The organism is Sphingobacterium sp. xlx-130 (assembly GCF_011007405.1).
GTDB classification, from domain to species: Bacteria; Bacteroidota; Bacteroidia; order Sphingobacteriales; family Sphingobacteriaceae; genus Sphingobacterium; species Sphingobacterium luzhongxinii.
Genome location: NZ_WFKN01000008.1, coordinates 29,707 through 53,707, shown reverse-complemented (window position 1 = coordinate 53,707; position 24,001 = coordinate 29,707). Strand labels below are relative to the sequence as shown.

The following is a 24,001-nucleotide window of genomic DNA, read 5'->3' as shown; positions in this document are numbered from 1 at the left end:
TTAGAATTTTAAATTAACACCAAATGCAACACCAGCAGTACTTGGCACACCGTTGTAATCGATACCGACAGAACTAGAGCCCACAACTCCAGAACCGGCAGCAGAAGTTTCGGGATCCATACCTTTATAATTTGTTAATAACCATAAATTTGTCCCCGTTAACGTCGCTGTAGCACCTTTAACAACTTTTGATAAACCTACGCTTCTTAACAACTCATTGGCAAAATTATACGATAATGAGACCGATCTTAAACGCAACCAGTTCGTATTTGTCATAAAGTTTGCACTTTCCCTAGTATAAAAATCCGACCAGTAATCTTGTATAATCTTTCTTCCGCTGGTTTGTACTCCTTTTACATCATAAGTTTGATCTGCTTCGAATGTAACAGATTTATCTTGATATACAGGTGCCGTGGCTGTACCTGTATTTACGACTCCATCCAACGTAATTGACTCGCGCTCCATAGATCGTTTACTCATACCGTTAACAGTCATAAAATAATCCGTTCCGTTGTAAATATCACCACCGATCCTAAAATCAAACAAGAATGAAAAATTAATATTTTTGTACTGTAAACTATTATTAAAACCTCCTGTCAATTTTGGCTCTCTGTTTCCGATATTATAAGTTGCTAAATTATCACTGGTCGGCATTCCTGTATTCGCATCCAATATCACCTTACCTTCAGGGGTTCTCGACCATTTGGAACCAGAAATAGCCATAAAATCACCTCCATTGAAAGATGCAGCCTTAGTATTACCAACTTGTACATCCGTAACATAAAGAATATCAACTCCTTTTAATAGATTATCGACAGTCCCTTTATTTTTAGACATATTGATCATAGACTCCCAAGTAAACCCTTCTTTTACGATTGGTTTACCCGTCAAAGACAATTCCATTCCCTTATTATAAATATCTCCCGCATTCACAGACACAAAAATATAACCAGTGGATTGCCCTAATCTAGGCGACAAAATCTGATTATAAGAGTTGTTCGTATAATATGCATAATCCAGACCTAAACGTCCATTAAAGAATCTTAGTTCAGCCCCCACCTCAAAGGATGTCGTATTTTCAGGCTTTAAGTAAGGATTACCTCTCTGCCAGTTGTTTCCCACACCGATTAATCCGCCTAACATCTCTTTAGGAGACCACAAATAAGTATTTGTTACATAAGGCTCCGCATCTTTCCCCACTCGAGCCCAAGAAGCCCGCAACTTACCGAAATTTAACCAGGAGACATCCTTCAGTAATTCAGTAAACACAAAACTTCCTCCCACAGATGGATAGAAGTAAGATCGATTAGCTACCGGTAATGTAGAAGTCCAATCATTACGTCCTGTAGCAGTCAAGAATAACATATTTTTGTAGCCAGCTCGTAACTCTCCATATAGGCCATACAGGCGTTTTTTGTAATTCGTGACGCTTAAAATCTCATTCGCATCAATAATATTTTCAAAACTATAGAAGTCTTCGACTAAAAAGTCATATCCCATTCTACGGTTGTTGGTTGTTTTAGTTTGTTCTGAAAAGAAACCGACCAAAGCTCCCAAATCAAAATCCCCAACCTTTTTTTCAAAGTTGGACATAAGATTAGAAGACCAGTAATTAAACTTATAATCACTTTCGGACATCATCCCATTCTGCCAAAGCTCTTTAACGGCACCTTCTCGTCCGATAACAGTAGAATTTTTAGTTAAATAGCTATCCATTCCAACTCGGTAAGTTAGATTCCACCAGTCGAATACCCTCACATTCGCATTAAGACTTCCAGTAATACGCTCAGTAGCATCCCCCAGCTTGTTTCTATTAATTGTCCAATATGGGTTCTCTATATCGTCTTGCAGATCCTGTAGCCCCTGAAAAATTCTATACTTTGACCCATCATCGTTAAGATATTTTGTCATATCATCATTTCGGGACCATCTATAAACCGAACTCATAGCGCCTGATCCGCCGGAATTGTATAAACCCGCAGACGTAAGAGTTTTATCTGTATTTGCCAAAGAGTACGCCACATTTGCTCCTAAAGTTAAGCGGCCATACTTCTGATCACCATTGAACCTGAAGGTAGATTTATCATATGCAGTCTGAGGTATAATACCTTTTTGATCAAACCTAGAAGCTGATAAATAAAACGTACTGTTCGCATTTCCTCCAGAAAGGCTTACGTTATTATCGTAAATTGTAGAATTTTGAAAAAAATCCTCAATATTATTGTACATTACATCATTACCGCCGAATTTTTCACCCCAAGACTGCGTAGTGTACGTATCTAATGCGCCAGCCGCATTATAGTATCCCCTTTTATATTTATCTTGCTGTTCAGGCAATCGATTCACCCAGTTATTCGACGCACGTGAGGAAAAACTTAACTCAGCACGCCCTTCTCGACCTTTCTTTGTTGTAATTAATATAGCACCGGCAGCAGCTCGAGATCCATAGAGGGCAGCGGCGGCAGGCCCTTTCAAGACAGACACATTCTCGATATCTTCCGGGTTAACGTCCATAATACGGTTGCTATTCGATGTCGATGTAGCCTGAGCTCCATCAAAAGCACTGTTTCCGCCTATAACCGTCGAGTTATCGTAAATAACCCCATCAACAACAAAAAGAGGCTGATTATCCCGTTCTAAAGAGGTACCACCACGTAAAATAATCTGAGCGCCGGCGCCTGCTGATCCAGACGTCTGCGTTACATTCACACCTGCAATTTTTCCTGCTAACGAATTGATAACATTGGCACTCTTATTCTTCATCAACTCATCCGCCTTGATATCTTGTACGGCATAGCCAAGAGCCTTTTTCTCTTTCTTAATACCCAGAGCCGTCACCACTACCTCATCGATCACTTCTTCTGAACCGCTCAATTTGATATTGTAGACATTGCCTGAACCTACAACTTGTGAGGTTTCTCCAGAGCCAACCGCTCTAAAGATCAATGTTTCGCCTGGCGCAGCTTGGATAGAGAAAGATCCGTCGGCATTCGTTTGTACCGAACGCGTCGTACCTTTAACAATAACTGTCACGCTACCTAATCCGCTTCCATCGGATGAAGTAACCTTACCAGTAACTGCCTTTTGCTGAGCCATCAAACAGGATGCATAGAGACACATCCCGAAAAAAGTAAGTAAAAATCTTCTTTTCATGTGTTTGATAGTTTGTTTTAAAAATTGTGTTTAGTTCTAATAATGGCTATTGTACACCAATAATTTAGTTAAGACAAGTCTACGAAAAAAAAAAGGAGTTTGCGTTTTTTTGCACTATTATTTTTAAAACCAAACAAACAACAACTATATGGTCAAAGAAATCTATCCCATTTCAGATATTACACCTGCCTTCAACAGCTTATCCACCAAGGCGACCAACTCCGCTTGAAGAACTCTCTCCGTATTTTCACAGGCAACACTTTGCTCTTTCTAACCGATGTGTTTTAGAGTTAATACTCCTGAAGATTTTTCTACCCGAAGATTGGACTTATCCTGCGTCGTCAATATCTCGGCTATACCTTGTTCCGGATTGCTTCGCACCAGCTTCCCGCGAGGGACAAGAAATTCTTAAAAATCTTATCAATTTTTAAACAGAAAAACTGCTACACTTGATAAATCAAATGGTACAACCTATTTATCAAGTGAGACATACGATAATGTAACTGTAGCGCACGATGAATCAAAAAACACAAGATGTATCAAAAAGGCTAAACGATTAATCAAATGACTCACCAGTATAATCGTTCAGATCAAAAGGACATTCAAAAACCAAAAAAGAACAGCATATCACACCAATAAAAAGAAATTATTATCTTTATAACACCATGAATAATTCTTAATCACTAACGATGAACACGGCTGAAAATGGAAATTATGCCTATATCAATGGCATCAGCATGTACTACGAAGTATATGGTTCACCTACCGGCATCCCTCTGGTATTGCGGCATGGCGGAGGTTCTACCATACAAACCACTTTTGGCCGCGTGATAAGTACTCTCAGCAAATCCAGAAAAGTTATCACTGTAGAACTCCAGGCCCGTGGCCATACTTCCGATCGGGAAGGACCGATTTCATTTGAACAGGATGCAGACGGTGTTGCCACTCTATTACAATATCTAAATATAACTAAAGCTGATATTTTCGGCTTTAGCAATGGGGCAAATACGGCTCTGCTACTTGCTACCCGTCATCCGCAATGCTGCAGTAAAATAATAGCCGGATCGCCCCTATTAAAACGCGATGGAGCATTTTCCCAATTCTGGGAATTCATTAATAATGGAACCTTCGAACAGATGCCCCAAGCCTATAAAGATGCCTTTTTAGCGGCTACACCCGATCCAAAAAAACTGATGAATCTATACGAAAAATGCGGAGAACGGATCAAGAGATTGAAGGATTTGCCTGATGAACAATTCAGAGCTATAGCCTGACCAGTGCTTCTTGTGAATGGCGATAGCGACGTTGCTACTCCCGAACATATCGTAGCTATGTCAAGGATTATCCAAGACTGCAGAATAGCTATTATTCCCGGTGGGCACGGCGAATATATTGGAGAGATCACGACAGTCCAAGCTGGTGATCAAGAAGATGTCTTTATCGCTTCTCTGCTGGAGAAATTTTTAAGTTAAATTGAGAAACAAAAAAGGAGGCACAATGCTGCACCTCCTAGTTATCTTACAAAAAGTTCCAATCTACAATGCCGTCCCCTGCTTGACCGATGCTATTGGTGTAGCCACTCTATTCCCAGCCAATGTATGCATATATACACGACCAATAGCTGCATTCCACCAATCTGAATAATCAACCATCTTTCCTGCACTATTCCGCACAATCAAACTGCCTTGATCGGAACCATCGGAACCAATCAAACGGATACGATAGTCGATACGCGCTGTACCTGATGATATTTCAACTGTTTTGTTCACAGTCACGGGTTCCCATCCCGTTACCTCACCAAAGGCTACCGGTTTACCTATATTCGCCCAGGGACTTTTTTCACCTGTTTCATTATCCACAACATACTGAAACTGATATTGAAGTTTCAGAGAAGTAGGAGCTCCAGCACTTTCGTAAAGAAAATTAGCAAACCTCACCCAAGCCGTTTTACCCGTAAACTCCGTAGTCACCGAAGGGTATGGTGTTTCATGCCTTATTAAAAACGGTGGTTTATTAAAATCGTGCACTATCAAATTGTATTTTAAGTGATCGGTTTAGCGCCATCCATAAGCATTTGCTTTACACCTTCGTTAAATGTCACCTTGGCGGGTTGCCAATTGTAGGAATAGTAATCCGTTTTGGCAAGCCGGCACAGTGACGAGTTTTGGTTACTTTTGAGGGAAAAGTAACATGCCTTGCGCCGGCAGAGAGGCGCATAAAAAACTTTTAAAACTTAATAAAAAACAAAAACAATAACCAGGTAGTCTTATCTCCAAATCTAATTTTGAATCGCTTTAGGGCGGACGAGATTTGGTTACGCACAGTTTGTACAGAGATTCCGAGTTTGTCTGCTATCTGTTGGGCAGAGAGATTTTCAAAACGGCTTAACACAAATATTTCGCGCATCTTTTCCGGCATAGCGTCAATTTCCTGTTTTATCAATTGATTTTCTTCCGAAAAGTCATCGTGTTCGCCTTCGCGGAAACTATAATCCCAATATTCTTCCTGCTCGTTAAGAGGAACAAAAATAGGCAATCTATCCCGTCGCGCGTAAAAATCATATATTTTATGTCGCAACATAGACAATAGATAAGCCTCTATATTCGTCTTTACATGCCAATAACCACGATTCTTCCAGATGATATAAAACACGTCTTGAGTTATATCAGAGGCATCCTCTTCGCGGGGTAGTTTTTGAAGAGCTGTACGGTACACCTTTTTCCAATAACCGTCGAATAGCTTCTTAAAAGCATTGGGATCAGCATCGTTGATCGCCTGTACCATTTCAAGATCTTCCCTTTTCAAAATGCGATGGGTTTATCCGTATTTAGATGAGTTAGTGTAAATTCAGATGTCAAGTATAAGAAAAACCAAGGAGATCGAAAAATAATGAAAACAATTTTGCCATGAAGATCATTAAAAAATAAAAAAACCGCTGATGAAATCAATCATCAACGGTTTATACACACTAACTGTAAATACAGGTCTTTAACAGCTATAGCTGTAATTCTTCTTAGTTTCCAAACAGCTTCACCAAGTAAGATTCCAACTCTTTACCACGTAAGTTTTTTGCTACAATCTTTCCCTGGGGATCGATTAAAAATGTAGTAGGCAATGCCGTTACCGCAAATCTACTAACTGCGATAGCGCCATCTCCTGTGATATCGTGCATCTGTACCCAAGGCAATTCCTGATTCTTCAACGCATTCTTCCAAGCTGCTTCGCTCTTATCCGTCGATATACTGAGGATCTCAAAAGGCACCTTGCCTTTATATTTAGCGTATACTTCTTTTAACGTTTTAAATTCCTCGATGCAAGGTCCACACCAGGATGCCCAAAAATCTAAAAGCACATAATTACCTTTCAACGAAGAAAAGCTCAATTGCTGCCCTTTTTCATTCTGTAAGGTAAAGTCTTCGACCAAGGCGCCTTCCTTAGAAAGTAAAGCTCCTTTGATTTGGTTGCCAGCAGACTTACCATAATAGGTTTGTTTAACAGCAGAACTAAGTCCATCATACGCTTTTAGTGCATCTTCCGGAGTCATCGCCTTGCCATAACGACCCAACAAGAAAGCCGCCCCAAAAGAATCCGTATTCTTTGCCACCACCTCTGCAATTATGGCCGATTCGTTTCCACGCTCCTCTTTCAATCTAGAAAAGTACTGATTCAGTACATCATGCGCTTTAGAACCAGACACCTTCGACATGTAAAAAGACTCCAAATCGCCTTCGATTGTCACTAGCCCCGGCTCTTCGACCAATACTCCAAATGGCGCATAACCGCCATGCTTTTTGGATTCGGCTTCTGATGCCAGCATATGTCTAGTGGGCACAGTATAAGGAATCTCCATCCGCCAAGCACCATCCTTTACGACGCTGGTGTCTCCATCACCCGTGATATTATTGTACAAAAACACCTTAGTGCCGTTGAACTTAGGATCTACCTTACCAACAAAAATGGTCTTATCTGTTGTCTGCGAAACCACCGCAAAAGGTAACACAATAAATAAAATTACTAATCTTATACTCCTCATTTACTTATAAAACTTTAAAATAAACTGGCAGACACTATTTGCCTACCAGTCTTTATTTGTTATAGAAGATATTACTTTGCTCGGTATTTATTTCCTACGGCCTGGATATCCCAATTATAGTTCTGTTCAAAGTATGCCACAAACAGTTCATACTTTGCTTTACGCATGGCATTTCCCTCCAAATATCGAGCATTTATATTTTCAAATGATTCGGTAAGAAGTAATTTCAACCACGCTTTATACTCCGCTTGAAAAGAGAATGAAGAATATTGATCTAAATAACCTCCTTCATCTGCCAAAGCCTTCCAGTCTCTATTACGTTTTTGTAGATCTCTATCTACAAAAAACTGATCCCTTATCTTGCGGAAAGCTGTTCCTCCATCATAAGGTTTACCTAATTCCTCAAAACCTTCTATCTCCTCTGTCAATCGAGCCGCAACCAATTCACTTAACTTATCCCACACACCACTTGTCAAAGCCTCATCCGTATAATATAGCGTTTCTGGATTTGTAATCGGCATTTTAGAAATAGCATTAGGCCAAGTAACAACTAGACGATTACGACCTATGGTTGTAAACTTGGGTGTAAAGAATGGGTGTCCATAAGTTTTGACAAAAAAAACTTCGTTGGGCATCAATTTCCTAGAAAATTCCTTATTTACATTAGAGAGTAGTGTATTCATGTAAATATACGTACTTTCTCGAAGATTAGGGTCTACCTTTTCTGCAGGAAAACGAGCGCTCGTTTCATCCTGCCCTAAATAGGAATTGTATACCTCTCTTGAGTCCTTGTAATCTAATCTAGTCCATACACCATATTCTTGATACATACTCTTCTCTAAAGGATTTGCATCAGGAGCTGGCTGAAACAACTCCATAACCCCGACATCCGCTGTCGGTATAAGTTTGTCTTCTTTTGAACAACTTGTTAACTGCACTACCACAGCTAGTCCCAATAAATTATATAAATATCTTTTAGCTTTCATTTTATCTCGGGTTTTTAGGCATTTCTGGACTATTTTCTGTTTCCGAAGGCGGAATCTGTAAGATATACCGTGGATCATTCTTCTCCAGAGTATAAACTAACGCATCCTTATAAATGTGTTCAATTTTTGGTTTACCTAAACGTCTCAAATCCATGAAACGAAGACCTCCATCAAATGCTAGCTCCAAGCGCCTTTCTTCCAACACACGTTTAATCACGTCCTCGCGCTGCGCAAAATCTTGAGACTTTAATTCAACCAAAAAGTTCTTACGCATCCTACTTTTTAATATTTTGTTGATATCCGCTAACGCCAAATCTGTCTTATCCAATCGAGCATTAGCTTCAGCACGGATTAAATAAGCCTCTGATGCTTTAAACCCAACGTAATAACATAATAAGTCTTGAGAAGCATACATCTTGTAGACAGTCTTACCCGCTTTAAGAGCTTGCGAAGTCCCCTCTTCTTGAAAAGAATCATAAACAAGTTGGCGGTAGTCTGTCATTTCTCCATACCGTTTAGTTAAGTTTAATAATTCCACAGCAGGCTTAATAGGTCCTGTGGAAAAATAGTAAGGGTTCATATTGGCCTTGCCCGCTGTAAAAAACAGCAACTCACTATTAGCTTTCGTATCAACAAATCCAAATTTATAATTCAAAGCTTCACCCACACCATTAGTGATTAATCCTTCCATCTCGCTCAAATCTGCTAATGGATAGCTGCTTATCACCTCAGTCGAGTATTTGACTGCATCATCATGTTTTCCCATAAATAACGCAACCCGAGAGCGCAACAACTGTATTGTACTGTATGAAAACCTGTACCGATCAGAAATACGTTTACCTAACAATAGTCCACTGGCTTTCTCTAGATCAAGTACAATCTGATTCCATACAGACTCAATACTCGCACGTGTGTTATTAGAAGAGGTCTCTGTGACATCACTCGCATCAAGAGACAGAGGTACACCCGGCAAGTCTAAATTTTCAGGACTATAAACATCCGCGTATAGATTAATTAAATAAAAATAAGCAAAGGCACGAAGACCATATGCCTCACCCTTTATCTGCTCGTAAAGACTCCTTTCCCTCTCTTCAAAGTCGTAATCTTCAAGGTAGCTTAAAACGGTATTTGCATAGTAAATACTTTTATACAGCTGTCCCCAATAAGGATCGGATAGAACTCCAGGCTGTAGCATCGAGGGCGCAAAGGTATACCAAAGCTCTCGATCTCTGCTAGGCAAAGCATCTGTATTCAGATTTACATACACATTATCGGTTAGCATCTCTGTATTCACAAAAAAATCAGATCGTGGATATCCACCTAGCAACACCGCTTCAAAATCCTCCAAACTCTTTGGAATCATGCTATTTACAGGCTTAACACTCAGCATGTCGTTACACCCTGTAAAGAACGACAACACTAAACAAAGTAAACTATACTTAAAAAATATTTTCATCACTTCTTAAAATTTAAAATTGAACAGAAAGAGACAGTGAATATGAACGCGGAACAGGAAGGAACGTATTTCCAAAATTGATAGCAGCAGAACGACCATCTCTATAAGCCATAGGTGCCCCTTGGGACTCTGGATCCTGTCCTTTTAAGGCTTTATCTTTCCATACATAAAGATTATTACCTTGCAACGATAATCTAATGTTTTGAATACCTATTGCGCGCAAGCGTGGTGTAAAGTAATCGTAACTTACAGAAAGGTTTTGAAAACGGACAAAGTCACCAGAAACAGTACGCAAATCTGAATTATCATACATAGATCCATTACCAGGATTTAATGTTAATTGCGTCTCTTGTTTTGTTTCTAAAACAGGCACATTGGTTTTTAACTCATCACCTGGCTGTTGCCAGCGATTGACCCATTCCTTAGACATATTTTGCGTAGGATCAGGGAATCTAAAAAATGATCCCTCTGATAAGTTTCGCAAACGCATCACATTTCCAAAACTTCCTACAAACAAGGCAGACAATGTCACTCTCTTATAGGATATCGTATTGGTAAATCCTACTTGAGAAGTCGGGTTTATAACCCCAGAATAGGCCAAACCATCTGTATTCATCATACCACTTAACACCGTTTCGCCTTCTTTATTAGTATAAAAAGTAGCTCTTCCTTCCTCGTTTAACCCAGCAAAACGATAGGACCAAAGACCATCAATTGGAAGGTCAATCTTTGCTGTTGCATTGTAGTTTGAGCGTCGTGGATTTGTCATATTACTGACAGTCGGTTTTGAGTAGATATCGATTACCTTATTTTTATTAAAACCAAAGTTTACGTTAGTAGTCCAACGAAAATCTTTCGTATCTATGTTTATCGTATTCAAAGAGAACTCCCACCCCTGATTCAACATTGAGGCCCAGTTTACTTGAACCTGATTAAATCCCGTCACTTGAGAAACTTGACGGCTACCGAGCAAATCTACAGCCTTTTTATGATACCATTCCACATTAGCCATTAGCCTACGCTTAAAAAAACCCATTTCTAAAGCGACATTACCGGTGTATGTTTGTTCCCATTTTAAGTTCGGGTTTTTAGGGGCATCGATAATCAAATAGTTTGATGGGTTTATTGGGTCTACCAGACCTATTCTGGTTATCAAATCAGAGTAAGCTTGACTGGCAACGTTTCCTTGGCTACCATAAGACCCTCGAAGAGTCAGATAGGATACCCAACTTATATCTTTTAAAAACTGCTCTTGCTTCATCTGATAATTGGCTCCTAATGCCCAAAGTGGCTGGAAAAGTTCATTTGTTTTCAAGCCAAAACGATTGGACCCCTCTGTTCTCATGTTAAAGCTCAATGTATACCGATTATCATAAGTATAGTTCACCGCTCCAAAATAAGATAAATTAGCGCTTTCGCTCAAGTCTTCTCTCCAATAGGGCATAGTTCTCTTCTTAATAAAGTCGAACTGAGGTACCAATTGATGCCCTCTTGAATGGGAGTATCCATACAGTTCTGTACCTGTGCTATTCGTCTTACTCTTTCTTACCTCCTGCCCCGCCATCACATTCAAGTAATGAACCTGATCGAAAACAGGATTGTATATTAGCTGATTTCTGAAAGTAATAGATCCATTATAAGTATTTCTATCATTTCTATACCCACCATCTTTCCAAGGATAGACATAAGCCCCATCAACAATTTCTCTATTAGCTCTTTTCTCATTACGGACAAAATAACTATCATCCAAAGCAATGTCCACATCTGTGGTACTTTGCTTAGTATAAGAGAACAAAGAGCTAAATGTCAAATCCTTTAAAATGCGATATTCCAAATCAAGATTTCCTTTGACACTAAAGTTTCTGGAATCTCTCCAGCCTTTATCTCTGTTTTCCAAAAAGTTATATTCAACGCCATACAGATAAAAAGGGTTAAAAGAGCCATCTTCACGATAAGCAGGCATCGCCCTCGTTGTATAAATTGCATACTCATACGGGTTTTCCTTAGAATCCACTGCAAAAAAACTATTATTCTCACGAGCATTAAAATCAATTATAGCTCCAAGCCTTAGCTTATTAAAAATATGAGTATAGACTTTCACGGCCCCCGTATACGTCTTTTGAGCCACATCTTTTGCAGTAGCCTGATCGTCTAAATAGCTTCCTGATACATAAAAAGTTGTCTTCTCATCACCACCAGAAATATTTACAGCCTGACGATTTGAAAAGGAATTTCGGAACAAATGCTGAAACCAGTCTGTATTCACCGTTTCTAAATGATTAACCTTTCGATTAAACTCGTCCCAAGTCATACGTTTGTCTGTCACATCGATAAAATAACGTTCAAAATCTGATACCGTATTATATTCACCTGGTCGTGGCGAAGTCGCTCCAAACACCCCACGACGGATCATCTCTCGATTCACATCGATTCTATCTTTCGAGTTCATCATGTACGCATCCTCAATGCGAGGCCTTTCACCAACTGAAGCGTTACTCGTAAAGTTAATTCTCGTTTTTCCAGCTTTACCTTTTTTTGATGTAATAACAATCACACCATTAGCTGCTCGAGTACCATAGATAGCAGTCGCTGCCGCATCTTTTAATACGTTGATACTTTCTATATCTTCTACATTGACCCCTCCAATACCCGAAGCAATAAGGTTACGGTTGGTCATGATATCATCTACCGATACATTCACCGCGTCGTCCAAGATAATACCATCAACAACCCATAGTGGCTGGGCATTTCCACTCAAAGTCGCTGTACCCCGGATACGGATCTGCGGCATGGCTCCCGGAGCTCCTGAAGTACTCATCACGGTTAATCCCGGTACCTGACCTTGTAATAACTTGTCTATATTCGGTTGGAAGATGGTCTCCAACTGCTCCATATTGACCGTAGCAACCGAACCTGTCAACGATCTTTTTTGTAAATTTTGGTAACCTGTAACGACGACATCCTCCAATTGATTTTCAACAGGAGTCAAACGCACTTCTATCCAGGTTTTATTATGTAGTGCCACCTGCAAGGGTTCAAAAGCCATACTCTTGAACTGCAAGGATACTTTTGTATTTGGCACTGTAATAGTAAAGGTTCCATCGGCGTCGCTCCCCACAACATTCTTAGCATTGTCTTTTTGAATTATGGTTACGCCAGCCAATGGCTTACCCATATTATCCATTACTCGTCCTCGAACTTGTACTCTCTGCTGCTTTATGGATTCAACACGAGGAGTAATGACAATAGTCTTATTATCTATACTGTACTGTAATGGCTGATTCTTCAATACATGGTCCAAAACCTCCCTGACAGTAACATTCTGCATATCTACATCGACAACAGTATTCGATCGGACCAATGATTCATTGTAGAAAAAATCAGAATTACTCTGCTTTTTTATCTCGTTAAATACCTGAGAAAGTGTCATGCCTTTTCTCTTAATGGTAACACGCTGTGCGAAAGCAGCCATACTCAGCTGTGCACAAGCCAATGCAACTAATACAATTGCAGTACGTTTACCCAGAACCTTTCTATTCAGAAATGCCCTGGCATTAAATAAGTTCATTTAGTAATAATTTATTAGTTCAATATTTACGGTATACTGCCTATTCCCATCAAAGCAGTGGTTAGTTATATTAGGTTATCAAGTACAATTAAATCATCAATACTACCCTCCTTTCTCCTATTCCTATAGGAATAATATGATATCGAATCTGTCCTGTTCTGTTCAATATTTCCAGTACCTCTTCTAAGCTCCTTTCTTTAGAAATGACGCCTGTAAAGCCAAAACCTAACGCTCTTCCAACAACCTGTACTTCTACCCCATACCATCTCGAAAGCTCACGACCAATCTGATCCAAATTAGCATCATAAAAAGCAAATTCTTTGTTTCTCCAAGCATTTACGTTTTGCATATTTGCTGGTCCGACCTTGATATCCGCACCTCCCCAAGACACTATACTACTTTCTCCAGGTTTTAACATCCGAGCTCGTTCGTTCGTAGCGATTTCTACACTCCCCTCCATTAAGGTGGTTGTCGTTCTGTTTTCCTTATAGGCTTTCACATTAAAATGAGTTCCCAATACCCGAATACGTTGATCGCTAGAGGCAACCACAAATGGCTTTTTCTTGTCTTTTGCAACTTCAAAATAGGCCTCTCCTTCTAAATCTACTTTACGTACACCCCCAATAAAATTAACATCATAGGTCAACTTCGATCCAGCATTAAGCCATACTTTGGTACCATCAGTCAACAATAAAGCACCTATCTTACCTGCAGGAACATACACCTCTTGGATCATTGGCTCGTTCGCTTCATGCAGTTTCTTTATTTCAAAGAAGGAGTTGCCTTCTTGTTCCTCTGCACTCGCGTACCGAGATTCTGTGTCGTCAGAAAGTTCGATAACTTCTCCGTTCGGCAATGTCAAGATTACACCGTCTGATGCTTGCGACTTTTGTTCTGTCTTCGACGCTAGCTCCACCTTATCGGTAGCAGGTAATGATTCCATCGCTATCCGTTTGTAACCGATGTAGAATATTAATAATGCAGCAGCAGCCGCTACCCAACGCCAGTATGTTGCCAAAGAACGAACTTTACGATTCTGGTTCTCGCCAAAGATCAGAGATTCTACAATCGGATATTGATCTCGAGACTGTATATATAAATCTTCAATCTGATCTGCATTCTGCAGCTCGGCTTCGAACACTTCGTCGATATAGTTTTCTAACTCCGCACGAAAAGTCTCTTCCGAAAATGTAGAAACCAACCAAGCAGCCTGCTCCGGGGTACATTTCCCCGCTAAGTACTGTTCAAAAACATGTTTCTTATCGTACATAACTTTAGTTCTTTAGTGCTGCGCTCTTCGGCTATTTATCTATATACGGAGAGCGGTAGCAAAGTCTATGCTCTAAAAAATATTTTTTTTAGAAAAAAATCAAATAAATGCCATCTCTTATAAACGAGTAGGCTTACTGGATGGACGACAAAGGGATTGAGGGAGATACTACGTGTCGAAAAAACCTAAAAGCACAATTAACAGGGTAAATAGCTTTTCACCCAGTTCACTTTTCAAAAAGCGCATCGCTTTGGCCATGTGGTCCTTTACGGTGCCGATGGATACTCCGTAGGCCGCTGCAGCTTCTTCATAACTCTTGCCTTGAAATTTACAGAACAGAAAAATCTCCTTACGTTTGTCAGAAAGTTTGTCAATTGCAGTGGAAAGCGCTTCTGACATTTGCTCTATTGCATCATTGGAGTCTTCCATTTCATAATACAGTGTAGCCTGTGTCAATAAGGCTTTACGAACCGACTCATTAGTGGCAGATTTACGGAAATAATCGACAACAAGATTGCGAGCAATAGTGTGCAACAACGGCCAAACTCCCTGTTCTCGCTGTATCTTATGGCGAATATCCCATAAACGTACAAATGTTATCTGATGGATTTCTAAAACACTGTCCTCGTCAGGGAGCAAGTGATTCAATTTATGCAGTAAAGTAGGCGAATGTAATTCATAGAGCTTAGAAAAAGCTGTCTTATCCCCCTCAATCAAAAGGGGAATCCACTTGCCTTCACCAGTTTCTTCCTTTTCCAAGCTGCTTTACGTTTAAAGAAACAAAATTATAATTTTTTTATTAATACGGATTTTATAATTATAGTCAGTAGGAGTATTGGGGTGATCTGTTTAAAGAAGTTTTTTTATGCGCCTAAGTCACCGGCGCGGGTGATAAGGTTTTGCTTGATCAAAACCTTAAGAAAAATCAAGGCTGTATCTTATTTGTTGCTCCAGTAACGCTATGCTATAAAGCGCATCTCCTAGGTCATCCACTCTTAAGCCACCTCATGACTTGGATCTGCTGATCCACTGCTAGCTGAATGAAGCTACAAACATCATAGCTACTTTCGCTGCCAAATAAGCTAAGGCCATTTTTGGGGATAGTGAAAGGAACGATCATAAAGTCAGTAATATTCCTGCTTGTGCTAATATAGTAAACGTCTAGCTAGGATAGAGTGAAAAATAAACGGCCTAGGGTGTTGTAGCGTTAATAAAACAGAAGAAGTCCGACGAGAATGGATTTAAGAGGTGCAACGACTCAAATACATTCCGGACTTCGAACTGTTTTTAGCGTAACAATACCCAAGCCTTGACTTTTTTTGCTTCGTTTTTTTGGTCAAGCAAACCCACGAAGTGGCTCTTGAATACCTTATAAAACAGACAAAATATGAAAAACAATGAAGGTCCAGTCCTGACAAGGACAAATGTGACAATATTAAACCTTCTTTAAACACCGACACCAAATTACTGCGATGGCAACGGAATAATCTTAAGCTCGACAGGAAGCCCCAATTTTTTGCGGATAGCATGCATAAACATATCTACGGGGTCTCGCTTTTTGGTTATATACGTTGGGTTACTTTCTTTCCACCACAACGTTTTATTAAATGCTTTGTATTTGTCATGTCCAATCACATATTCGACAGGATATTTCTTACGGAGGTAGGCAATAAGTTTGGCATTGCCTGCAGTTGCTTCGCAGTCAATGGATTCTTGAATGCCCCAATATTTTCTATACCCATAGTGCAGTAATTAAGTCCTAACATATGTCGTGCAAACTGGCTTTTGCCCAATAATTGATAAATACTTCCATCATGACCTATAATAATTTGAGCATATATGTTAAGAGCGCTTATTCCTTGAAGATCTTTCCTACTAGGAAGAATGACAGGAGTGAAGTTTTTAAAAGTAGCATTGACACTCATTTCTGTAGAATGCACCACGATTATACGTGGTGCAATAAGTGCAGTATCAGGGTGAATACCCTGTCGCTTTAGGAGGTACCCTAATGAATGTCGTTCTCTATCAACATTCCATTGAATGGAACGCTGCATAATATAAGGTTTGGTCTGTGCTAATACTGTAAGGCTACTACAGACCAAACCCAGGAATGTTAAAGAAAACAGCCTATTTCCAATAACAGTAGCTGCTTTCCTATACATATACCCTCTATAAAAAGATACTTCTAGTTGTGCTGAACACTTTTCGCCATATATTCACTTTCGTTACCCAAGCGGTCTACAGCGCGGACCGCAACGTCATACAGTGTCTTACCATCCTTTTGTTTTGGTAATTCTAATGAAGTAAGCGATGCATGTAAGATGTCGGTAGTCCAAATGTCACCGTAGCGTGTATATACCACCCAATGTGCGATTTGATCAGGTTGTTTATGTAACCATTTTGCAAAAACTGTTGTTTTTTGGTTTGTTAATAACAAGCTTGGTTTTAACAATGGATTTGCGTTCAGCCAAGGTGACTTAGGAATTAAAGCCTTCTCTTTGTAAGGGCCGTTTTTCAATGCAGGCAACATCGTAGGATTTTTAGTCAGGCCAGCTATACTCCAGTGTACAGTCCCTGGACTATTCGGGACAATATCTCTAGCGACCTCCACCTGATTCACAATTTCTCTTGTTCTATCTGCTGCCCTTACCTCTACCGTGTTCAACCCTGGCCACAAATGTCTATTGTGTTTATTCTCGGACTGCCACCATTTTAACAGTGCTGTAAAACTTTGCTTTGGAGGGTCTATTGGCCAATAAAGCTGTGGCGTAAAATAATCGATCCATCCTTCGTTCAACCACAGCTTTGCATCCGCATACAACTCATCATATTGAGAAGACCCTGTCACACCTGATGGATAACCCGGCTTCCATATACCAAACGGGCTTAAGCCAAACTTAACGAAGTTTTTCTCTGCTTTAATTTCGGTGTAAATTCTTTGGATAAAACGGTTGACATTGCTTCTTCTCCAATCAGCACGAGACAAATCCCCGCCTGAATTACGATACGCATTCCAAGTCTTACTGTCTGGAAAATCGCTTCCACCATTGTAGCTTGCATACGGGTAAAAATAGTCGTCAAAATGCACTCCATCAATATCGTAACGCTTTACTATATCGTTAACAACACGGGATGCGTGATCTTGTGTACGTTGATCTGAAGGATCAAACCAATACATCCCGTTTTTGAGACGTACCACGTAATCTGAAGCCTTGTTAACCATAGACTCCGACGTAACCACACCACCATTAGAGTGATGTGCACGATATGGGTTCAACCATACATGCAATTCAAGACCACGCTTGTGCGCTTCTTGCACCCAAAAATCTAATGGGTCGTAGTAAGGCTCTGGGCGCTTACCGATCTCTCCCGTCAGGAAATATGACCACGGTTCGAATTTACTTTCATACAAGGCGTCCGATGACGGGCGAACCTGAAAGATAACAGCATTAAAATTATTTTGTTTTAGAATATCCAATAAAGCAATTGCTTCTTGCTTTTGCTGTTCGGTGGTAAGGTTACGCTTTGAAGGCCAATTGATGTTAGCAACTGTTGCCACCCAAGCGGCACGGAACTCGCGCGCTACTGGGGGTAAGTCTACAACTAACGATTCTTCTTTCTTCTCTACTGGAGCCATTTCTACAGATTTGGCAACCAATGCTCCTTTATTATCTTTTTTAGGAGATTCCTTTTGTACGACCGCTGGTGTTTGTACAACAGACACCTCGGTTTGTACCTCTTTTGTATCTTTAGCTTTCTTATTTTTGCGCGACGCACAGGAAAATGTAAAGACGGAAATTAACAATGCAGCGATAACTGCGCTTTTAATCTGATTTAAACTCATAGTATGCAAAACTACACTTTCTCTCCCTCAAAATAAACCTTTTTCACATTAAAGTCCTTATCAAAAACAAGCACATTAGCCTTTGCTCCTGCCCTCAAATGACCGAGATCTTTACGTTTGATCAATCGAACTGGATAGACAGTCGCCATACGAATAGCCTCATCCAATGGCAGTCCAACCTTTTCGACACAATTTCTGATGGAGCCTAGCATAGTCATCGCAGAACCACTCAGCGTGCCATCTGGCAACACATAATGATCGTCATTCAACACATGGTGATAAATATCTTTATTACAATCCGTGACCGCATCAGTAATTAAGAACAATCGCTCCCCCATAACCTTTTTAGCCAGTTTGACTGCTTCAAAGTCTACATGTATACCATCAACAATCACTGAGGCACAGGCCTTATCATGATTAAATACTGCTCCTGGCAATCCTACCTCCCGATGATGTAATGCGGACATCGCATTCCACAGATGTGTAACTGTCGCTATCCCTTTAGCAAAAGACGATGTGGCTTCTTCAAATGTAGCATCACTATGTCCAGCACTGACGAGTATATCTTTGGATGTGAGGTAAGCCAGACATTCCTCATTTAACAGTTCCGGTGCAACAGTAAGCATTCCTACCGTATCAGCCACGTCAGCCAACAAATCTTCTAATAATGTTACATTTGCCTTTAAGATAAGTTCTGCAGGATGTGCGCCACGTTTTTTTGGATTGAGAAACGGACCTTCGAGGTGTAACCCAAGTGTATTACGAGGTTTAGCTGTTTTGTACACACGTATCGCTTCTCTAAACACCTCTAGCGTATTGGTTGCCAACGTCAGATAAAATGACGTGCAACCTTGTGCAAGTAGAGTCTCTTCAATATGAATCAACGACTCGAGCGTGAGATCTGCAGAAAATAAACTTCCACCAGCACCATAGATCTGTAAATCAATCAACCCAGGACAAATATTATCACCCTCGACATCCACAGGTTCAAAACCAGCAGGAATTTGGTTGGCAGGCACTGTCCTTAATACTTTACCGTCCGAAATTAATAATGCACCATCATTTATAATATCATATTCGGAATAAATGGTTCCGTTGTATAAGGCTATCTCTTCTTTCATCTACATGATTTTCTTTTATATCCTGCAATATAAATATTTTTTATTACCAATATCGCGATTCTGAAACCTACAGGTTGTTGATTAAAATGAAGGTTTAAAATCAACATCTTCTTGTCTCTCAAGCCTCGACTGGCTTATACTTTTGTCTTGCCAAAAGTAGACAAAAGCGTGTCGCTATACCGTATCGGCCCAAAGGATTCCCATACCTGCTGTTGCCGATTCGCTAAGGCGACCTTGTCCAAAGTGGAAAGAAGTGCTTAATGTTTAAGTCGGCCTTTGACTCCATATGTTACAAGGTCGTTTTAAGGTACTGTCTATTGATCGCGGCTCCTCTATTCTATTCACAGGCTCCAAACCGGCCTTAGCTTATTTGGCAGTGAAAGTAGGTATGGTGTGTATGTAGTATCTTACTTCTAGTAGAGTTGTCAGCAGATCCCAGTCCTCGCATGGGATTGGAGCGTAAGAGACCTAGGGACTGCGCTTACACCATCGCGTTACTGGAGCAACAAATAAGATACAGCCTTGATTTTTCTTAAGGTTTTGATCAAGCAAAACCTTATCACCCGCGCCGGTGACTTAGCCGCAAAAGAAAACCTTCCTTAAATTTTGACCAGATCAATTTACTCCCCGTGTTTAGAAGAAAAATTAGAAATATTTCCTCTATAAAAGAATCTAAATGGATAAGGAGAGCTACAAAATTCGCTTTTATATTACGACGCAATTATATTGCGTGTAAAAGCAAATTTATGTAGGTTTGTAACTTCGTTGCACACACAAACCTCACACTATGGAGCAGCCAAAACAACATACCAACGGGAGCATAAAAGCCTTGCGCATCATCAACATTATTGCTATTTCCGTGTTTGTTTTGGGTATCCTTTATAAAATATTTATAGCTAAGTAATATGTCACAAAAAGAAATCTTCAACACAGACAAAGCGCCTGCAGCAATCGGGCCTTACAACCAAGCAATTAAAGCAGATAAAACGTTGTATGTATCTGGACAAGTCCCTTTCAACCCAGAGACCATGGAACTTGTGAATACGGGCATAGCTGATGAAGCTCATCAGGTACTGAAAAATGTGGGGGCCATCCTAAATCATGCGGGATATGATTTCAAAGATGTTTGCAAGGCCACTATATTCTTATCCAGTATGGATGATTTTGCTACCGTAAACGAAGTTTATGCCCAGTATTTTAATGAGAACCAACCTGCGCGTGAATGCGTAGCTGTAAGGACGTTACCGCGCAATGTGAATGTCGAGATATCTGTTATAGCCTGGAAAGGTTAAAAAAAATTATTAGAAGCGGGGGGTAACAATGCTACCTCCCTCTTTATATACCTATGAATCCAATTGAAGATTCCATCTTAACGATGAAAAACATTTATCAATTAAATTTTTATAGGTATGAAAACAACAACTACTTTCAGATTACCAGCACTTCTTTTATGTGCTACATTGCTTGTAACCGCCTGCAAGGACAATAGCGCCTTTGATGAAATTACAGGACCATCGGCCACAAATTTTAAGGATATACGCGCTAAGGCCATATCCGACCTGACGCAAAGAAAAGACTTTAAGATCGAAGATGGAATAACCTTTACCTCTGCTAAAGGAGCCAAACTACAGATTCAGTCAAACTGCCTTCGCCAGCAAGACGGTAGTCCCGCAACCGGCAACGCCACACTATCTTTTATTGAAATATATGATCGTGGAAACATGGTAATGGCCAATAAACCGGTCATGGGAGTACACGATTCAGGCAAGAAAGAGCCTTTGATCACTGGCGGACAGTACAATATCAAAATCATGCAGGGGGATCAAGAATTAAAATCCGGTTGTATGTTTAATGTATCGATCCCAGCTTCCAACACTGGAACTTTAGATGCAGCCATGAAGTTGTGGAATGGCAATATCGACCAGGATGGCAATCTTGCATGGGAAGAGGTGAAAGGTCAAGGCAAAGAGGCAGGTATGAATATCAATACCGACATGGCATCCTACAGCATATGGGGCACTGAATTTGGGTGGACTAATGTAGACCGATTCGCCTCATTCCCTGATCCTAAAACACAGATCAAAGTAAAAGTACCTGCCGGATACAACAAGGACAATGCCGCTATTTACCTCGCTTATCAGGACCAACCGAACCTCTTGGCACAATTGGACACCTATGATAAAGTAGATCATTTCTTTTCAGAACACTATGGCTTCGTGCCAGTAGGCATGACCTTGCACGTGATTTTTGTATCAGAGAGCAATGGAGCTGTAGCTTATAGCATCAAGCAGGTGACGGTAGCCGCCAATTCGGTGATCACCTTCACGGAGCAGGAGCTTTCTGTAGGTACTAAAGCTCAAGTACAGGATAAAATAAACAAATTAAAATAGACCATTCCACCCCTTATATATAATCTTTCGACTAACTTTTGTAAATTAGCCATTCTTAGGAATGGCTAATTTATCTTTAATAACTCCGATAGAATACCTCAAGGGGGTAGGACCGCAGAAAGCGGACATCCTGAAAAAAGAGCTACAGATCTTCACCATTGCAGATCTAGTTCAGACTTACCCCTTTCGCTATATCGACCGTACCCAATTCCACAAAGTACGTCAAGTGCATGCAGATCTGATTGGTGCACAAGTATTAGGCCGATTGATCTCCCTTCAAGAACTTGGTGAACGCAGAGGTAAACGGCTCGTAGGTCAGTTTAAGGATGAAACAGGAACAATGGAACTGGTCTGGTTTCAAAGTATCCCCTTCCTCAAGAAGAGTCTTAAAGTAGGATCTCCTTACATTGCCTACGGTAAACCTTCGGAATTTAACGGAACAATCTCTATCACTCACCCTGAAATGGAGTTGTATAGTGCTACCGAAAAGAAAATAGGCAACATGACTATGCAGCCGGTATACTCTTCTACGGAAAAACTCAAAAAATTCAACTTGGATACCAAAGGGATCCAGCGTTTACAGCAAGTGGCGCTCGAAACTATATTTTCAAGTATCGAAGAAACCCTGCCCGACTACATACTTCGAGAGCAGAAGCTGATCGGGCGCAAAGAGGCACTCTTAAATATACATTTTCCGCAACAGGTGGCAGAGCTCAATGCCGCAACACGCAGGTTGAAATTTGAAGAACTCTTCTTTATACAATTGCGGCTGCTGCGCAACAAACAACTCAATACCCAAAAATTCAGGGGGCATCGTTTTGATAAGGTAGGTCATAAATTCAATCGATTTTTCAACGAGCGACTTCCTTTTCCGCTCACAAATGCCCAAAAGCGTGTCTTAAAAGAAATTCGTGTAGACAGTAATACGGGAGCCCAAATGAACCGACTTGTACAGGGAGATGTAGGATCGGGTAAGACTGTCGTTGCGCTGATGGCCATGTTACTTGCCATCGATAATGGTTATCAAGCCTGTATGATGGCCCCTACAGAAATATTGGCTACCCAACATTATAATGGACTCAAAGAGTTACTCGGTGAAGACATCTGTTCTGTCAAGCTCCTTACCGGATCCACGAGTACTAAAAACCGTAAGATCATCCACCAAGAGCTGGAAGATGGGACGTTGGACATACTGATTGGTACACATGCTTTGATTGAAGACAAAGTAAAATTTAAAAATATTGGTTTTGTAGTAATCGATGAGCAGCATCGCTTCGGTGTAGAACAGCGTGCCAAGTTATGGCGTAAGAATACCATACCGCCACATATGCTCGTGATGACAGCAACACCGATTCCGCGAACATTGGCCATGACATTATATGGCGATTTGGATATTTCCATCATCGACGAATTGCCTGCAGGGCGTAAACCGATCAAAACGGTACATTTCTTCGAAAACCAACGTTTACGTGTTTTTGGGTTTATCCGCGATGAAATCACCAAGGGTAGACAGGTCTACATTGTGTACCCACTCATCAAGGAGAGCGAAAAGATGGATTTGCTATATCTAGAGGCCGGACTAGAAGGCCTTTCGCGAGAATTTCCACTCCCTCAATACCGGATCAGTATTGTCCATGGAAAAATGCCTGTCAAGGACAAGGATTTTGAAATGCAGCGGTTCATCAAAGGAGAGACACAAATTATGGTTGCGACCACCGTTATTGAAGTGGGAGTCAACGTACCCAACGCCTCTGTCATGGTGATCGAAAACTCGGAACGATTCGGTCTATCGCAATTGCATCAGCTTCGCGGACGCGTAGGTAGAGGCGCCGAGCAGTCTTTCTGTATCCTGATGTCGGGCAGCAAACTGAGTAAAGAAGGGCGCAAACGACTAGACACGATGGTACGTACAAATGACGGTTTTGAAATCGCAGAAGTGGATCTTGAGCTACGTGGCCCTGGAGATCTCTCCGGCACACAACAGTCGGGCGTACTGGAAATGCGGATTGCAGATCTTGCCAAGGACCAAGCTTTGTTAACGAATGCCCGCAACATGGTGATCGCCCTATTCAAACAAGATCCGCAGCTGGCAGACCCTCGCAATCACCTCTTAGTTAACTACCTCAACCAACGGAGTCCTGGAATTTCTTGGGATAAGATTTCTTAAGCTTCTGCCTCGG

17 protein-coding genes are annotated in these 24,001 nt (G+C 40.7%); 5 read left to right on the top strand and 12 right to left on the bottom strand.

Features of this window, described 5'->3' with window-relative positions; translation table 11 throughout:
• Nucleotides 1-3,153 (bottom strand): SusC/RagA family TonB-linked outer membrane protein, encoded by a 3,153-nt coding sequence (locus tag G7B18_RS14230; RefSeq protein ID WP_164123198.1) that lies wholly within the window; start codon nt 3,151-3,153, stop codon nt 1-3.
• 689 nt (nt 3,154-3,842) lie between these two features.
• Between G7B18_RS14230 and G7B18_RS14225 the strand changes: the two genes are divergently transcribed.
• Together G7B18_RS14225 and G7B18_RS18965 are read left to right on the top strand one after the other, a co-directional pair.
• Nucleotides 3,843-4,427, top strand: coding sequence for an alpha/beta fold hydrolase (locus tag G7B18_RS14225; protein WP_205600330.1), 585 nt, complete (start codon nt 3,843-3,845; stop codon nt 4,425-4,427).
• 12 nt (nt 4,428-4,439) lie between these two features.
• Entirely contained in the window at nt 4,440-4,625 is a 186-nt protein-coding gene (locus tag G7B18_RS18965) for a hypothetical protein (RefSeq protein ID WP_205600213.1), read from the top strand.
• 63 nt (nt 4,626-4,688) lie between these two features.
• Here G7B18_RS18965 and G7B18_RS14220 read toward each other — a convergent pair whose 3' ends face one another.
• The 11 genes from G7B18_RS14220 to nagA form a co-directional block, all read right to left on the bottom strand.
• Entirely contained in the window at nt 4,689-5,180 is a 492-nt protein-coding gene (locus G7B18_RS14220; protein WP_164111003.1) for a hypothetical protein, read from the bottom strand.
• A gap of 199 nt (nt 5,181-5,379) precedes the next feature.
• Entirely contained in the window at nt 5,380-5,958 is a 579-nt protein-coding gene (locus G7B18_RS14215) for an RNA polymerase sigma factor (protein ID WP_164111001.1), read from the bottom strand.
• 208 nt (nt 5,959-6,166) lie between these two features.
• On the bottom strand, nt 6,167-7,186 hold the full coding sequence (locus G7B18_RS14210; protein WP_164110999.1) for a TlpA disulfide reductase family protein: 1,020 nt from the start codon (nt 7,184-7,186) through the stop codon (nt 6,167-6,169).
• 71 nt (nt 7,187-7,257) lie between these two features.
• Nucleotides 7,258-8,172, bottom strand: a complete 915-nt coding sequence (locus G7B18_RS14205) for a hypothetical protein (protein ID WP_164110997.1) — start codon at nt 8,170-8,172, stop codon at nt 7,258-7,260.
• Nucleotide 8,173: 1 nt separating this feature from the next.
• Nucleotides 8,174-9,628, bottom strand: a complete 1,455-nt coding sequence (locus tag G7B18_RS14200; RefSeq protein WP_164123197.1) for a RagB/SusD family nutrient uptake outer membrane protein — start codon at nt 9,626-9,628, stop codon at nt 8,174-8,176.
• A gap of 13 nt (nt 9,629-9,641) precedes the next feature.
• On the bottom strand, nt 9,642-13,196 hold the full coding sequence (locus G7B18_RS14195) for a SusC/RagA family TonB-linked outer membrane protein (RefSeq protein WP_164110994.1): 3,555 nt from the start codon (nt 13,194-13,196) through the stop codon (nt 9,642-9,644).
• Between the two features lie 88 nt (nt 13,197-13,284).
• The gene (locus tag G7B18_RS14190; protein ID WP_164110992.1) at nt 13,285-14,466 is read right to left on the bottom strand and encodes a FecR family protein; all 1,182 of its coding nucleotides are present in this window, start codon (nt 14,464-14,466) and stop codon (nt 13,285-13,287) included.
• A gap of 168 nt (nt 14,467-14,634) precedes the next feature.
• Complete coding sequence (locus G7B18_RS14185) at nt 14,635-15,225, bottom strand: RNA polymerase sigma factor (protein ID WP_164110990.1); 591 nt, start codon at nt 15,223-15,225, stop codon at nt 14,635-14,637.
• 872 nt (nt 15,226-16,097) lie between these two features.
• Nucleotides 16,098-16,628 (bottom strand): N-acetylmuramoyl-L-alanine amidase, encoded by a 531-nt coding sequence (locus G7B18_RS14180; protein WP_164110988.1) that lies wholly within the window; start codon nt 16,626-16,628, stop codon nt 16,098-16,100.
• Nucleotides 16,629-16,651: 23 nt separating this feature from the next.
• The gene (locus G7B18_RS14175) at nt 16,652-18,310 is read right to left on the bottom strand and encodes a glycoside hydrolase family 10 protein (RefSeq protein ID WP_164110987.1); all 1,659 of its coding nucleotides are present in this window, start codon (nt 18,308-18,310) and stop codon (nt 16,652-16,654) included.
• Between the two features lie 11 nt (nt 18,311-18,321).
• Nucleotides 18,322-19,431 (bottom strand): N-acetylglucosamine-6-phosphate deacetylase, encoded by a 1,110-nt coding sequence (gene nagA / locus G7B18_RS14170; RefSeq protein WP_164110985.1) that lies wholly within the window; start codon nt 19,429-19,431, stop codon nt 18,322-18,324.
• Between the two features lie 905 nt (nt 19,432-20,336).
• Here nagA and G7B18_RS14165 point away from each other — a divergent pair.
• The 3 genes from G7B18_RS14165 to recG all read left to right on the top strand — a co-directional run bounded on the left by G7B18_RS14165 (nt 20,337) and on the right by recG (nt 23,988).
• On the top strand, nt 20,337-20,723 hold the full coding sequence (locus tag G7B18_RS14165) for a RidA family protein (RefSeq protein ID WP_164123196.1): 387 nt from the start codon (nt 20,337-20,339) through the stop codon (nt 20,721-20,723).
• A gap of 117 nt (nt 20,724-20,840) precedes the next feature.
• The gene (locus G7B18_RS14160; RefSeq protein ID WP_164110981.1) at nt 20,841-21,821 is read left to right on the top strand and encodes a hypothetical protein; all 981 of its coding nucleotides are present in this window, start codon (nt 20,841-20,843) and stop codon (nt 21,819-21,821) included.
• A 61-nt stretch (nt 21,822-21,882) separates the two neighbouring features.
• Complete coding sequence (gene recG, locus G7B18_RS14155; protein ID WP_164110978.1) at nt 21,883-23,988, top strand: ATP-dependent DNA helicase RecG; 2,106 nt, start codon at nt 21,883-21,885, stop codon at nt 23,986-23,988.
• The last annotated feature ends 13 nt before the right edge of the window (nt 23,989-24,001 follow it).